At 68.0% G+C, this 12,718-nt stretch carries 8 protein-coding genes; all 8 read right to left on the bottom strand.

All coding sequences use genetic code 11. The features are described 5' to 3' along the window. Window positions 1-35: 35 nt before the first annotated feature. The 8 genes from wecB to ABAZ39_RS35320 all read right to left on the bottom strand — a co-directional run bounded on the left by wecB (window position 36) and on the right by ABAZ39_RS35320 (window position 12,713). On the bottom strand, window positions 36-1,142 hold the full coding sequence (wecB, locus tag ABAZ39_RS32260) for a non-hydrolyzing UDP-N-acetylglucosamine 2-epimerase (RefSeq protein ID WP_040138471.1): 1,107 nt from the start codon (window positions 1,140-1,142) through the stop codon (window positions 36-38). A 27-nt stretch (window positions 1,143-1,169) separates the two neighbouring features. After that, window positions 1,170-3,086, bottom strand: a complete 1,917-nt coding sequence (locus ABAZ39_RS32255; RefSeq protein WP_051658832.1) for a glycosyltransferase — start codon at window positions 3,084-3,086, stop codon at window positions 1,170-1,172. Beyond that, window positions 3,083-5,878 carry a glycosyltransferase gene (locus ABAZ39_RS32250; RefSeq protein ID WP_051658831.1) on the bottom strand — a complete coding sequence of 932 codons (2,796 nt, stop codon included), beginning with the start codon at window positions 5,876-5,878 and terminating at the stop codon, window positions 3,083-3,085. The genes ABAZ39_RS32255 and ABAZ39_RS32250 overlap by 4 nt, the downstream gene beginning before the upstream one ends. A 114-nt stretch (window positions 5,879-5,992) precedes the next feature. Further along, entirely contained in the window at window positions 5,993-6,856 is an 864-nt protein-coding gene (gene rfbA, locus ABAZ39_RS32245) for a glucose-1-phosphate thymidylyltransferase RfbA (protein WP_040138470.1), read from the bottom strand. Between the two features lie 25 nt (window positions 6,857-6,881). After that, entirely contained in the window at window positions 6,882-7,814 is a 933-nt protein-coding gene (gene rfbD, locus ABAZ39_RS32240) for a dTDP-4-dehydrorhamnose reductase (RefSeq protein WP_040138469.1), read from the bottom strand. Then, window positions 7,811-8,866, bottom strand: coding sequence for a dTDP-glucose 4,6-dehydratase (gene rfbB, locus ABAZ39_RS32235; RefSeq protein ID WP_040138468.1), 1,056 nt, complete (start codon window positions 8,864-8,866; stop codon window positions 7,811-7,813). Before rfbB ends, rfbD begins: the two co-directional genes overlap by 4 nt. A 19-nt stretch (window positions 8,867-8,885) precedes the next feature. After that, complete coding sequence (gene rfbC / locus ABAZ39_RS32230) at window positions 8,886-9,437, bottom strand: dTDP-4-dehydrorhamnose 3,5-epimerase (protein WP_040138467.1); 552 nt, start codon at window positions 9,435-9,437, stop codon at window positions 8,886-8,888. Between the two features lie 3 nt (window positions 9,438-9,440). After that, on the bottom strand, window positions 9,441-12,713 hold the full coding sequence (locus ABAZ39_RS35320) for a glycosyltransferase family 2 protein (protein ID WP_247881819.1): 3,273 nt from the start codon (window positions 12,711-12,713) through the stop codon (window positions 9,441-9,443). Window positions 12,714-12,718: the final 5 nt, after the last annotated feature.

The following is a 12,718-nucleotide window of genomic DNA, read 5'->3' as shown; positions in this document are numbered from 1 at the left end:
GCTTTTCCTTGAAAGACGGTGAGGCAGGACGCCGTTCAGGACGACAGGAAGCGGGCCTTGATGGCCTCCACGATGCGTCCGCTGGCGTGCCCGTCCCCATACGGGGACTCGCCCCTTGCCATGCGGCGGTAGGCGTCGGCGTCGCTCAGCAATTCCCGGCCGTGGCGGAGAATGACGTCGGAGTCGGTTCCGATCAGCCGGACCACGCCGGCCTCGATCGCCTCGGGCCGCTCCGTTTCGCGCCGCAGGACCAGGACCGGGCGCGCCAGGGCCGGCGCCTCCTCCTGCACGCCGCCGGAATCGCTGAGGATGAGGTGTGCGCGCTTCATGGCGGCCACGAACCCGCCGTAGGGCTGCGGCTTCACGAGATGGATGCGCGGGTTCGTCCCCAGCAACGCATGGGCAACCCCCGTCACGTTGGGATTCGGGTGAACCGGCCACAGAACCTCCACGTCGTCATGCTCCTCGACGAGCGTGAGGATCGCCCGGCAGATGCCCTGGATGGGCTCGCCGAAGTTCTCGCGACGGTGGACCGTCACCAGCACCAGCCGGCGATCGGGGGCGATGGCGACCGGAAGGGGCAGGTCCTGCGCCGCCACCATGTGCAGTGCGTCGATCACCGTGTTGCCGGTGACGACGATGTCACCGTCGGGCACCTTCTCGTCCAGCAGGTGCCGCCGCGCGCTCGCCGTCGGGGCGAAGTGCAGCGTGGCGATCCGGCTGGCGACGATCCGGTTGAACTCCTCCGGGAAGGGATTCTGCATGTCGAAGCTGCGCAGCCCCGCCTCGACGTGCAGGAAGGGCACCTGACGGTAGAAGCAGGCGGTCGCCGCCGCCATCACCGAGGTCGTGTCGCCCTGCGCGATCACCATGTCCGGGGAGGTCTCCCCGATCACCCGGTCCAGCCCGACCAGCGCGCGCGCCGTCAGGTCGGCCAGCTTCTGGTTCGGCTGCATCAGGTCGAGATCGACGTCAGGTTCGATGCCGAATAGGCTCAGCACCTCGTCGGCCAGCTCCCGGTGCTGGGCGGTCGCCACCACCACCACCTTGGCCCAGGGCTCCCGCCGCAGCGCGAGGATCACTGGCGCCATCTTGATGGCTTCCGGCCGGGTGCCGACGATGCAGAGGATGGTCTTGGTCATGGGGGTCGCTTCGATCCGGAAAAGGGCTTAGACGGTCTGCGCGGGGACGGTCTGCGGGGCTTCGGGGTCGCGGTACTTGTGCGGCGTCCAGGCGCCCCACTTCTGCTCATACAGGCGCTTGTTCTCCTCGAACAGCTTCTGCCGCCGCTCCAGCCCCAGCGCGTTGAGGCTGGCCGACAGTTCGTGGTGGATGAAGACGTCGTCCGCGATCACCACCTTGAAGCCGGCGTCGCGCGTCCGACGGCAATAGTCGTCGTCCTCGAACATGCCGATCCCGAAGATCTCGTCAAGCTCGCCGACCCCTTCGAACACCGCGCGGCTGAACATCACGCAGAAGAAGGCCACCGTGTCGGACGGCATCGTCCGGCCGCGCCGCGCCTCCACATAGAGGCGGGAGGCGGCGCACATCGCCTCGTGCCCGTCGTAGGCGATCTCGATCCTGGCCTCGTTGCCGATGTTGTTCGTCACCGGCCCGACCATGCCGATCCCCGGATCGCGGCGGAAATGCCGCAGCATGTCGAAGATCCAGCCCCGCGTGACCTGGGTGTCGTTGTTGAGCAGCACCATGTAGTCGCCGGTGGCGACGCGGAGCCCCGCGTTGTTGCCGCCGGAGAAGCCGAGGTTACGGTCGTTCAGCACCAGCTTGACCCAGGGCCGGTCCTTGGCGAACGCTACGAGGAGGTCGCGCACCTCGGTCTGCGGCGAGGCGTTGTCGACCAGGATCAGTTCCAGGTTGGGGTAGTGGCTGTTGGCCGCGATGCTGTCCAGGCAGCGCCGGGTCAGCTCCAGCCCGTTGTAGACCAGGACGACGACGCTGACCTTCGGGAAGAAGGGAACGAGCGCCTCGTCGAACTGGGCGATGCGGGCGCCCCAGGTCTGCGCCCTGGCGTAGGCGACGCGCTCCTCGACCAGCCGGGGATCGTCGTGGACCGCCATGGCCTGGCCCAGCTTGGCGATGAAGTCCGCATGGTCCTCGCCGACGAAGACCAGCCCGTCGCGCCCGATCCGGATCTCCGGCATGGCCGTCCCGACCATCGGCCGGCCGGTGGCGAGGTACTCGTACATCTTCACCGGGTTGGTGTTCAGCGTCAGCTCGGTGATCTCGAACGGGATGATGCAGACGTCGAAGCCGTGCGCGTATTCCGGAAGGATGGCGTAGGGGATCTCCCCCAGGAACCGGACGTTGGGCAGCGCCCGCGCCGGGGAGATGTCGGAACCGTGGGAGTTGCCGATCAGAATGAAGTCCCAGTCCGGATAGGCGCGGGCGGAGGCCACCAGAAGATTCACGTCGAACCAGTGATCGATCGCCCCGAAATAGCCGACGACCGGACGCTCGCTCAGCCGCCGCACGGGACGGTCCGGACGGCGCAGGAAATGGGTCACGTCGCAGGCGTTGCGGATCAGCGTGTTCTCGCGCAGCCGCCCGACGATGTCCGACAGCCCCGCTGCGGTCGTCAGCACGAGATCCGCCTCGTGGATCAGCCGGTCCTCCTCCACCAGCATGGAGGACTCGTTGTTGAGGAACCCCGGATGGTAGTCCATGCAATCATAGACGACGAGGTTGCCCTGCATCGCCATGGCGATGGGGCGCCAGAAGGGCAGATCCACGATGGACACCGTCGTGCCGACGCCGCAGTTGCGGCGCAGCGCGTCGATGGCGTCCAGCAGGGCCCCCGCCTGCTCCGGAGAGGGCATCTGCTTGTAGATCGACGGCGCCTCGCCGGGGCAGCGGAGCTGCACGACGAACACGTTCTCCTCCGGCTGGTCCCAGAAGAGATAGGGGCGCGCGGTGTCGGCCGGCGCGAAATCCACCGTCAGGTAGAAGATGCGGTGGCCGCGGCGGGCCAGCTCCAGGGCGAGCTGCTGCGGCCGCTGGTGCCGGAAGGTCCAGTCGATGACCGGAAACACGAAGACGTCGTACGGCTTCATCGGGCTGTCGTTCATCGGGCGGCCCCGGCATGTTGACGGACCATGGCTTCGATCTGGTCGCTGATTTCGTGGGTGGGTGAGATCCTGGCCCGCGTCATGAGGTGGCGCAGCGTGGCGAGCCCCTGTTCAGGCGACCAGCGCCGGGCGGCGAAGTCCAGGCCGTTGCGCGCCACCTCCGTCCACAGCGCGTCGTCTTCGTAAAGTCGCGCCACGGCCTCGATGAAGGCATCGTCCAGCTCCGCGATCAGGCAGTCGCGCCCATCGGTCAGCCCCATGCTTTCCGCGGCGATCGGGCTGATGACGGAGGGCAGGCCGAAGGCCATGGCCGTCGCCACCTTGCCCTTCAGGCCGGCCCCCCAGCGCAGCGGGGCGATGGAGACGCGCGCCCGGTCCATCTCCGCCCGCAGATCCTGGACGTGCCCAAGCACCAGGACATCCTCCTGCTTCAGCGCGTGGACGGCGGCCCCGGCATGGCTGCCGACGATGCGCAGCCGCGCGCCGGGCAGGCGGGCGCGCAGCCGCGGCCACAGCGTGACCACGAAGGCGACCATCGCGTCCACGTTGGGGGCATGGCCGAAACCGCCCACGAACAGGATGTCCCGCCGCCCGTCCGGACCCGGGGCATCCTCCACCGGACGGGCGATCCAGGGCAGCACCTCGACCAGCGTCCCCGGGGCCTCGACGCGCAGGATCTCACGCTCGACGCCGCTGTGGGTGATGGTCGCGTCCACGGCGCGCAGCGTCGCCAGCTCCGCCGCCTTCTCCTCGACCGCCGCCACGGCGAGGGCGTCGTCGCCATAGAGCGCCGCTTGGCGCTCGGCCCGCAGATAGTGGAGGTCGGCGTTCAGCAGGATGGTCTTCGGCCGCTTGGCCAGCCGCCCGAGATGGGGAAGGATCATGGCGGCGACCACGTAACGCACCATGAAGACCAGATCGCAGCCCCCGCCGTGGGCCTGGACGTAATCGACCGCGGAGGTGAAGTAGGGTGCGCGCACCACCTCCACCCCCATGCGCTCCAGCGCGCGGACGGCGTCATTGCGCCCCTGCGGCATGCGGACCGCCGCGAAGACCACCACATAACCGAGACGCTGGAGCAGCCGGATCATCTCCACGGTGACCACGGAACCGGCGTCGGCGTCGGGATGGGGCAGGTCGTGGTCGACGACCAGCACACGGCGTTGCCCGACACGCTTCAGGCGGTGGGGGTCGATGGGATGCGGCGCCGGCTGCGAAGCCAGCAACGGCGCCCACCGCTCGGCGAAGGTGGCGCGGTTGACCGCCTGGAACCGTTTCATCCCCTGCGACGGGTCGGTGCCGGCGGTGCCGCCCTCGATGTGGACGACCGCCGACAGCGGCTGGCAATAGACGCGCAGGCCGGCCTCGCGGATGCGCAGGCAGAGATCGCTGTCCTCGTAATAGGCCGGGACGTAGCGCCGGTCGAAGCCATCCAGCCGCCGGAACAGTTCGGTGGGCACCATCAGGCTGGCGCCCGAGCAGTAATCGACCTCCCGCGCGTGGGAGAAGGCCGGGTGCTGCGGGTCCCGGTTCCGTCCGATGTTGGCGGCGGTCCCGTCGTTCCAGACGACGGCGCCGGCCTCCTGAAGGCGGCCCGAGGGGTAGATCAGCGCCGATCCGACCGCCCCGGCCTGCGGCAGCACCGCGAAGGCGCGGACCAGCTCGTCGAGCCAGCCGTCCAGCACGATCGTGTCATTGTTCAGAAACAGCAGATAACGCCCGGAGGCCAGTTCCGCTCCGCGGTTGCAGGCCTCGATGAAGCCGCCGGCCTGCTCGTTCCGGTGCAGGACGAGGCCGCCGATCCGCGCCAGCCCATCCCTGGTTTCCGCATCCGAACCGTCATCGACCACCACGACCTCGAAACCGTGCCGGGTCTGGTGCCGGCTCAGCGCGTGCAGGCAGCGCACGGTGAGGTCGAGCTTGCCATGCACGGGCACGATGACCGAGACCTCGGGCGAGACCGGGCGCGGCAACGCGAAGGGGAGAAGGTCAGTGGCGGTCTCCCGGTCGGAGAATCCGGGGACCGGGACGATGCGGGTCGCCGTCCGCTCCTCGCGGTGACCGAAGATGGCGTAGTGCACGAGCGGGTTGACGCCTTCCCCGGCAACGTCCGGGTTGGCCTGCCGGTAGACGTCCGTCTCGAACAGCGGGTGCGGGTCGCGCCCCTCCTGCCAGCCGATGCGCAGGTAATGGCCGAGCGGCTCGATCCCCGCCGCCGCGATGTCCGGATTGGCCTCCTGATAGAAGCGGACGCTGAACAGCGGATGCGGATCGCGCCCCTCCTGCCAGCCGCACGTCAGGTAATGGCCGAGCGGCTCGACCCCGGCAGCGGCGATGTCCGGGTTGCGGTCCCGGTAGAAGGCGACGTCGAACAGCGGGTGGGGGTTGCGGTTCTCCCGCCATCCGGACGTCCGGTAATGCTCCAGCGGATCGATCCCGGCGGCGACGACGTCGGGGTTGGCCACTTGGTAGATGGCAATGTCGAAGAGCGGGTGAGGGTTGCGGTTCTCCCGCCATCCGGACGTCCGGTAATGCTCCAGCGGCTCGACCCCGGCGGCGACGACGTCGGGATTGGCGCCCAGATAGAAGGCGACGTCGAACAGCGGGTGGGGGTTGCGGCTCTCCCGCCATCCGGACGTCCGGTAATGCTCCAGCGGATCGATCCCGGCGGCGGCGACGTCGGGGTTTGCGCCCAGATAGAAGGCCGGATCGAAGAACGCCCCGATCCGAGCTTCCTGCCCGGCCTTGTGCTGCCTGCCGGCGGAAAGGACAGCCGCGAACCGGCCGATCATCCAAGAAGGAATCAGAGCGCGCATCAAATCAACGTTCCGTTTGTTGCGCCGTCCCGGAGCGATCACGTCACGCAGCCCGGTGGAAGGCAGTCTGCCGCCCTCAGGGATCGGCGGTTAATCGGTCAGGCTCAGCAGGTAGCGGCCGTACTCGTTCTTCTTCAGCGGCTCGGCGAGACGGCGCACCTGTTCGGCGTCGATCCAGCCGGAGATGAAGGCGATCTCCTCCGGGCAAGCGATCTGCAGGCCCTGCCGATGCTGGATGGTGCGGACGAACTCGGCCGCCTCCAGCAGGCTGTCGTGGGTGCCGGTGTCGAACCAGCCATAGCCGCGGCCCATCTGCTCGACCGACAGGCGTCCGGCCTCCAGGTAGGCGGCGTTGACCGAGGTGATCTCCAGCTCGCCGCGCGCCGATGGCTTCACCGCCGCGGCGATGTCCAGCACATCGTTGTCGTAGAAGTACAGCCCGGTGACCGCCCACTTGGAACGCGGGTTGACCGGCTTCTCCTCGATGCTGAGCGCGCGGCCCTGCGCGTCGAACTCGACCACGCCGTAGCGTTCCGGATCGCGGACGCCATAGGCGAAGACGCGGGCGCCCTGGGTGTTTTCCCCGGCCGAGCGCAGCAGGCTGGTCAGGCCGTGACCATAGAAAATGTTGTCGCCCAGAACGAGCGCGCAGCTGTCGTTGCCGACGAAGTCGCGCCCGATGATGAAGGCCTGGGCCAGCCCGTCGGGAGAGGGCTGGACCGCGTAGGTCAGGTTGATGCCCCACTGCGAGCCGTCGCCCAGCACGGTCTGGAACAGAGCCTGATCGTGCGGCGTGGTGATGATCAGGATGTCCTGGATTCCCGCCAGCATCAGCGTGCTGAGCGGGAAATAGATCATCGGCTTGTCGTAGATCGGCAAAAGCTGTTTGCTGATCGCCCGCGTCACCGGATAAAGCCGTGTGCCGGACCCGCCGGCCAGGATGATGCCCTTCATGGTCGCCGCCTGTCGTGGAATCGTCTTAGGATGCGGTGGGGGAAAGCAGCTCGTCGAGCACGCGGTCCAGGCTGTCCTCCCAGCGCGGGGCCTCGATGCCGAAGGCGGAGCGGATGCGGGCGCAGTCCAGCCGGGAATTCGCCGGACGCCGGGCGGGCGTCGGGTAGTCGGCCGTCGTGATGGCCTGCAACCGCGGGCGCCGGCCCGTGGCCGCCTCCAGACGCTGGAAGATCCGTTCCGCGAAGCCGTGCCAAGTGGTTTCCCCGGCACCGGTGAAGTGGTAGGTGCCCCAGGGAATGTCGCCAGGAACGCCAGTAGGAACGCCATCAGCCCCGCTGCCGGCGGCGATGCGCTCCGCGATGGTCACGATGGCGGCGGCGATGTCGGCGGCGGCGGTCGGCGCGCCGTGCTGGTCGGCGACCACGCGCATCTCCTCGCGCTCGCGGCCGAAGCGCAGCATGGTCTTGACGAAGTTGGCCCCGTGCGCGGCATAGACCCAGGAGGTGCGCAGGATGACGTGCTGCGGCAGGGCCGCGCGCACCGCCGCCTCGCCGGCCTCCTTGCTCGCGCCGTAGACGCCGAGCGGGGCCACCGGATCATCCTCGGCGTAAGGCGCCGGCTTGGTCCCGTCGAACACATAGTCGGTGGAGATGTGGATCAGCGGAATGCCGCAGGCGGCGCAGGACGCCGCCAGCCGGGCCGGGCCGTCGCGGTTGACGGCGAACGCCGTTTCCTGGTCGCTTTCGGCCTTGTCCACGGCGGTGTAGGCGGTGGCGTTGACGACCAGATCGGGGGCCAGACCGGGGGCGTGGGCGGCGACGGCGGCCTCCACCGTCTCGGGCCGGGCCATGTCCACGTCCGGGCGGGCCAGCCCGACCAGCTCCGTGCCCTGTGGCCAGGCGGCGCGCATCAGCTCGGTGCCGACCTGCCCGCTGGTGCCGAGGATCAGGACCTTCATGCGACGTCCAGCCCCAGCCGTTCGCCCCGGTAGGAACCGTTCAGGATGGCCTCCCACCAGGAACGGTTCTCCAGATACCAGGCGACTGTCTTGCGCAGACCGGTCTCGAAGGTTTCCTGCGGCTTCCAGCCCAGCTCGCGGGTGATCTTGGAGGCGTCGATGGCGTAGCGCTTGTCATGGCCCGGCCGGTCGGCCACGAAGGTGATCAGCCGGTCGTGCGGCGCGCCCGCCGGGGCCATCTCGTCGAGCAGCGCGCAGATGGTCCGGACGACGTCCAGATTGGTGCGCTCGTTGTAGCCGCCGATGTTGTAGCTTTCGCCGATCACGCCCTTGTCCAGCACCAGACGCAGCGCGCGGGCGTGGTCCTCGACATAGAGCCAGTCGCGGATGTTGTCACCCTTGCCGTAGACCGGCAGCGGCTCTCCCTTCAGCCCCTTCAGGATCACCAGCGGGATCAGCTTTTCCGGGAAATGGTAGGGGCCGTAATTGTTCGAGCAGTTGGTCAGGACCACCGGCATCCCGTAGGTTTCATGCCACGCCCGCACCAGATGGTCGCTGGACGCCTTGCTCGCCGAATAGGGCGAGTTCGGGCTGTAGGGGGTCGTCTCGGTGAAGAAGCCCTCGTCCCCCAGCGTGCCGAACACCTCGTCGGTGGAGATGTGGTGGAAGCGGAACGCCGTGCGCTCCTCCGCCGGCAGCGACGACCAATAGCCGCGGGCCGCCTCCAGCAGGCGGAAGGTGCCGACCACGTTGGTCTGGATGAACTCGCCCGGCCCGTCGATGGAGCGGTCCACATGGGACTCCGCGGCCAGATGCATGACGGCGTCCGGTCGGTGTTCCGCGAAGACCCGGCGCAGCGCGTCGCCGTCGCAGATGTCGACCTTCTCGAAAGCGTAACGGGGATTCTCCGCAGCGCCCGGCAGCGAGGACAGGTTGGCCGCGTAGGTCAGCTTGTCCACGTTGACGACAAAGGCGTCGGTTTCGGCCAGAAGCTGGCGGACAACGGCCGAACCGATGAAACCGGCCCCACCCGTGACGACGATACGCTTCATCAAGACACCTGTTCCTCTGTCAGAACCAATCGCCGAGTTCGGCGAAACGGGGCTGCTTGCGGTCCTTGTCCGAGAGCAGGGCCTTGTCGGCCGCGACGGGCCAGTCGATCCCCAGATCCGGATCGTTCCACAGCAAGCCGCGGTCATGCTCGGCCGAATAGAAATTCGTCACCTTGTAGATGACTTCCGTATTCGGTTCCAGCGTACAGAATCCATGCGCAAAGCCGATGGGGACGAGAATTTGGTTCCACTCTTCGGCGCTGACGACCGCGCTGACGTGGCGGCCATAGGTGGGCGACCCCTTGCGGATATCCACGGCGACGTCGAGGATCGCCCCTTTCACCACGCGCACCAGCTTGTCCTGGGCGAAGGGCGGCAACTGGAAATGCAGCCCGCGCACCGTGCCGACCTCCGCCGACAGTGACTGGTTGTCCTGCACGAAATCGTACAGCAGGCCCGCCGCCTCGAACGCCTTCCGGCTGTAGGTTTCCGAGAAGAATCCCCGGTGATCGCCGAACTTCTTCGGGCGGATGATCTTTACGTCGGGAATGTCGAGGGAGACGACGTCCATGGATCAGGTGCTTTCCTTGTCGAACCAGGGTTTCTTGACGCGCGGCGGGAAGGCCAGCCCAAAGTTCTCGGCGTCCAGGGTCAGGTTTGGGTTGTAGTAAGGGTCCTGCGCCAAAAGGTCGCCCCAGCGCTGCCGCATGTAGCTCACCTCGCTGTTGAAGCGCTGGACCTTGTCGGGGGCGGTGTCGGGCCCGCGCGACGCGGACTCCAGGTGGTACAGCTCGGCGAAGGGGGTCCAGACGATCAGGTGGCCCCGTTCGCGGATGCGCAGGCAGAAGTCCACGTCGTTGAAGGCGACGGCCAGATTCTTGTCGTCCAGGCCGCCGACCTCGTCGAACACGGCGCGGCGCATGATGAGACAGGCCGCGGTCACACAGGACAGGTTTTGGGTCAGCTGGGCGCGGCTGAAATAACCGTAGGCGTCGCGGGGCAGACCCTTGTGCCCGTGACCGGCCACACCGCAGATCCCGGTGATGACGCCGGCGTGCTGGATGGTGTTGTCGGCGTAGTAGAGCTTGGCGCCGACGGCCCCCACCTCGGGCCGCAGGGCGTGGCTCACCATCTCCTTCAGCCAGTCCGCGCCGATCACCTCGATGTCGTTGTTGATCAGGCCGATGATCGACCCGGTCGCCTGCGCCACCGCGAAATTGTTGATCGAGGAATAGTTGAAGGGGGCCTCGTAGCGCAGAACCCGCACCCGCGGGTCCTTCTTCACCGTGTCGAAGTAGGCGAAGGTCTTCGCCTCCTCGCTGTTGTTGTCCACGATGATGATTTCCAGGTCGGGATAGTCGGTGCGCTGAAGCAGGCCGTCCACGCAGCCCTTCAGCAGGCCCACCTTGTCGCGCGTGGGCACGATCAGCGAGACGCGGGGCAGCGGGTCGGGCAGGGCGTAGCGGATGCGGGTGAAGCGGTCGGTCGCGGGCGAGGTTTCGACCGTGGCCGAAACGCCCCGCCGCTGGAAATGCTCGGTCAGCGCCCGGTGCGCCGCCGCCGTGGCACGCGGCAGGTCGATGGTCGAGAAGGCCGCGGATTCCGGAAAGACCCGCCAGTGGTACAGGATGACCGGGATGTGGCGGATGCGCTCCGGCACGGTGGCCTCCACCGCCCGCAGCGTGAGGTCGTAGTCCTGGCTGCCTTCGAACCCCTCGCGGAAGCCGCCGATCCGCGCGACCAGCGAACGGCGGAACACGCCCAGATGGTTGACCATGTTCTGGCCATGCAGCAGGTCGGGGTTGAAGCCCGATTTGAAATGAGGGTCGTAGCGCCGTCCCTCGGCGTCGATCTTGTCCTCGTCGGAATAGAGGATGTCGACGTCGGGATGGCGGTTCAGCTCCGCCGCGACCATGTAGAGCGCGTGCGGCGTCAGCCGGTCGTCATGGTCCATCAGCGCGACGAACTCGCCGGTCGCCAGCTCCAGAGCGCTGTTGCTGGCCGCCGAGATGTGGCCGTTCCGCTCGCGCCGGACGACCTTGATGCGCGGGTCCCGCTTCTGGTAGGCGGCGAGCAGCGGGGCGACGTGCGGCACCGTCGAGGCGTCGTCGGCGATGCACAGCTCCCAGTCCGGATAGATCTGGCCCAGCACGGAGTCCAGGGCCTCGCGCAGATAGGGCTCCGGCGTGTTGTAGACCGGCATGACCACGGACATCAGCGGGCGGCGGGTGAGCCGCGCCACGTCGGCCCGGATCGCCGCAAGCTCCTCGGGGTCCAGCGTGTCGTACAGCCGCACCCAGGTCTCGTAATCGGAGGCCCGGCTGTCCGGCAGTAGATCCTGGGCCACTCGCTGCTTGGTCGCCTGCCAGCCGTGCCGCACGAACGTCGCCAGCAGACGCCTCGGGTGGCGCCGCGCGTAATCCAGCAGCAGGTTGGCCCGGCCGATCTCGCGGATCGTGAAGTTGGCGATCTCGAAGGACATCGGCCGGGTGGCCGGATCGAAACGCAGAGCCATGGTGTGGGGCGGCAGAAGGGCGAGCTGGCTGACCTCGCCCACCGTGTCCACCGGCAAGCGGATCGCCGTCCTCTCGTCGAATCCCTGTCCACTGTTCGCATAAAGCAGCGGCGTGAGCGGAGCGGACGCGCGCAGCACCTTGTAGGAGATCCTGCACCAGCGGGTGGGCAGCCTGCCTCGGTCGGATTGCAGCAGGAAGGCCGGATCGCCGCCGGTGCTCTCATAGCTCCCGTCGGAATGCTGCTTGAGGTCGCTGTGCGGCACCAGCGTCATGCGGTGGGTGTGGCGGCAGTAGGCGCGGTTCAGCTCGTGGTAGACATGGCCGCACTGGCGCACGGGGGCCGACAGCTTCCAGGAGGTCGAGGTGAGCAGGGTGCCGATCTGCTGCTCCCGCCGGGCCAGAAGATCGCCGAGCTCGTCGATCATCCGCGCGCGAGAGGCCAGTTCGCGCTCCTGCTCGGTCAGGCAGCCCTTGGCCTCGGCGATGGCGCGCTCCTGGCCGGCGATCCGTTCCCGGAGCGCCGCGGCTTCGGCCTGAAGCGCCTCGCGCTCGGCGGCGATGCCGGCGCGCAGATCGCGGTCCCGCTCCTCCAGCTCCCGGATCGTCTCGCCCCGGACGACGCGCTCGCCCAGCCTCTGGAACAGCAGCCGGATCTCGTCCAGCGCCGCCCCGCCCCCAGACTGAACGGCGAACAGCGCCCGGACCGCCTCGGGCAGGTCGTCGCCGACGCCGAGCACACCGAGCCCATGGGCATGCCGGAAGCTGAAGGCGGGATGGACCGCCGACAGCTCCTCCCACAGCCGCCACACGCCGAAGCCTTCGCGGCGCTCGGCGATGTCGTGGAACAGGACGACGCCGCGGCGGCTCATCTTCGGCAGCCAAACGTCGAAATCGTGGCGCACCGCCTCGTAGCTGTGCAACCCGTCGATGTGCAGCAGGTCGATCGAGCCGTCGGCGAACTCCCCGGCGGCCTCGTCGAAGGACATGCGCATCAGGCGCGAAAAGGCCGCGTACCGGGCGTCGTGGTAGGCGGAGAAGGTCTGGTAGACCTCTTCGCCGTAACGGCCGGCCTGCGGATCTCCGATCCAGTGGTCGACGGCGGCGCAGGCCGTCGGCAGACCGAGCCGCTGCACCGCTTGGCAGAAGGCGGCATAGGAGTTGCCGCTGTGGGTTCCCAGCTCGACGAAGCGCTTTGGGCGCAGCGCGTCCATGATCCAGAAAGCGAAGGGCGTATGACCAAGCCAGGGCTGTGGCGCTGTGACGAGATCGGGATCGAGCAGGATGATCGGTCGGAACAGGCGGCCCGGATCATCAGCCCCCGAAACCTTCACATATG

This window comes from Azospirillum argentinense, assembly GCF_000632475.1.
Lineage (GTDB): Bacteria > Pseudomonadota > Alphaproteobacteria > Azospirillales > Azospirillaceae > Azospirillum > Azospirillum baldaniorum.
This window is presented reverse-complemented; position numbering and strand designations above follow the sequence as displayed.

Coding starts and splice junctions, on each gene's coding strand:
- wecB (WP_040138471.1), bottom strand. CDS start 1,142: ATGACCAAGACCATCCTCTGCATCGTCGGCACCCGGCCGGAAGCCATC.
- ABAZ39_RS32255 (WP_051658832.1), bottom strand. CDS start 3,086: ATGAACGACAGCCCGATGAAGCCGTACGACGTCTTCGTGTTTCCGGTC.
- ABAZ39_RS32250 (WP_051658831.1), bottom strand. CDS start 5,878: ATGATCGGCCGGTTCGCGGCTGTCCTTTCCGCCGGCAGGCAGCACAAG.
- rfbA (WP_040138470.1), bottom strand. CDS start 6,856: ATGAAGGGCATCATCCTGGCCGGCGGGTCCGGCACACGGCTTTATCCG.
- rfbD (WP_040138469.1), bottom strand. CDS start 7,814: ATGAAGGTCCTGATCCTCGGCACCAGCGGGCAGGTCGGCACCGAGCTG.
- rfbB (WP_040138468.1), bottom strand. CDS start 8,866: ATGAAGCGTATCGTCGTCACGGGTGGGGCCGGTTTCATCGGTTCGGCC.
- rfbC (WP_040138467.1), bottom strand. CDS start 9,437: ATGGACGTCGTCTCCCTCGACATTCCCGACGTAAAGATCATCCGCCCG.